At 35.5% G+C, this 1,260-nt stretch carries 2 protein-coding genes; both read left to right on the top strand.

Annotated features, from left to right (window positions below; translation table 11 throughout):
- A partial coding sequence (locus ESZ54_RS12445; protein ID WP_136137975.1) for an amino acid kinase family protein occupies positions 1-663 on the top strand: 663 nt, incomplete at its 5' end.
- 28 nt (positions 664-691) lie between these two features.
- The coding region (locus ESZ54_RS12440; RefSeq protein WP_136137974.1) for a Crp/Fnr family transcriptional regulator at positions 692-1,260 on the top strand (569 nt) is incomplete at its 3' end.

Raw genomic sequence — 1,260 nt, 5'->3', positions numbered from 1 at the left:
AATGCTATGGAAGCAGAATTAAAAGCTGCAGGTATTAGTAAAGACGTTGTTACTGTGTTAACTCAAGTTGTCGTAGATGAAAAAGACGATGCATTTGTTAATCCAACAAAACCAATTGGTCCATTCTTATCTGAAGAGGAAGCAAAAGCTGAAATGGCTGCAACTGGTGCAACATTTAAAGAAGATTCAGGTCGTGGCTGGAGAAAAGTTGTTGCGAGTCCAAAACCAATTGATATTCATGAATCTAAAGCAATCAACACATTAGTTGACAATGACATCATCACAATTTCATGTGGTGGCGGGGGAATCCCAGTTGTTGGTACTGAATTACGTGGTGTTGAAGCAGTTATTGATAAAGATTTCGCCTCAGAAAAATTAGCGCACTTAGTAGATGCTGATAAATTTATCATTTTAACAGGTGTCGATAACGTTTATATTAACTTTGGTAAAGAAAACGAACAAAAATTAACACATGTTACAGTTGCAGAATTAGAACAATATAAAGCAGAAGGTCACTTTGCTCCAGGAAGTATGCTACCTAAGATTGAAGCAGCAGTTCAATTTGCTGAAAACAATCCAGGAAAAGAAGCAATTATTACTTCTCTAGAATGTTTAGGTAAAATTGGTGAAGATGCAAGTGTTGGAACAACTGTTACACTATAATTAAAAATTTAGTGTTAGGAGAATTGGAATGGAAATAAAAAAAGAGATCGATAAACATTTGGAAGACTTTAGATTCTTATCTGAAACAGACCTTAAGAAGTTACAAGAAGTCAGTTTAGTGAGATCTTACAAAAAAGGACAAGTTCTTTTTGATCCAGGTGATTCCAGAACCCACATATTCTTTCTACATTCCGGCGTTGTTCGCTTGGAACGTGTAGACAGCTCGGCCTCCTTTTTTTATTTACATTTCATTAATCAGAAAAATTTGTTTCCTAGAACAGGTTTGTTTTATGACTCAAGTTACCATGTTTCAGCCGTTGCTCACACGGATATTGAGATTATCTCAATTCCGATAAAAGTTTTTGAAGAAGTAATGAGCCATAACAATCAGCAATTAATGCTATGGATTAAATCATTATCAGACGATTTAAAAATTCAAACAGTTAAGATTCAAAAAGGGGCCATCAATAATGCGTATGATCGTATTACGACAACCCTGGCAATTATCTGTCATGATCTTGGAACAAAAGTGTATCCGCAAAAAATTGTCACCATTCCATGTTTAATGACGATTAATGACATCGCTCGTGCCAGTGG

It is taken from the genome of Vagococcus silagei, from assembly GCF_004795745.1.
Taxonomy (GTDB): domain Bacteria; phylum Bacillota; class Bacilli; order Lactobacillales; family Vagococcaceae; genus Vagococcus; species Vagococcus silagei.
This window is presented reverse-complemented; position numbering and strand designations above follow the sequence as displayed.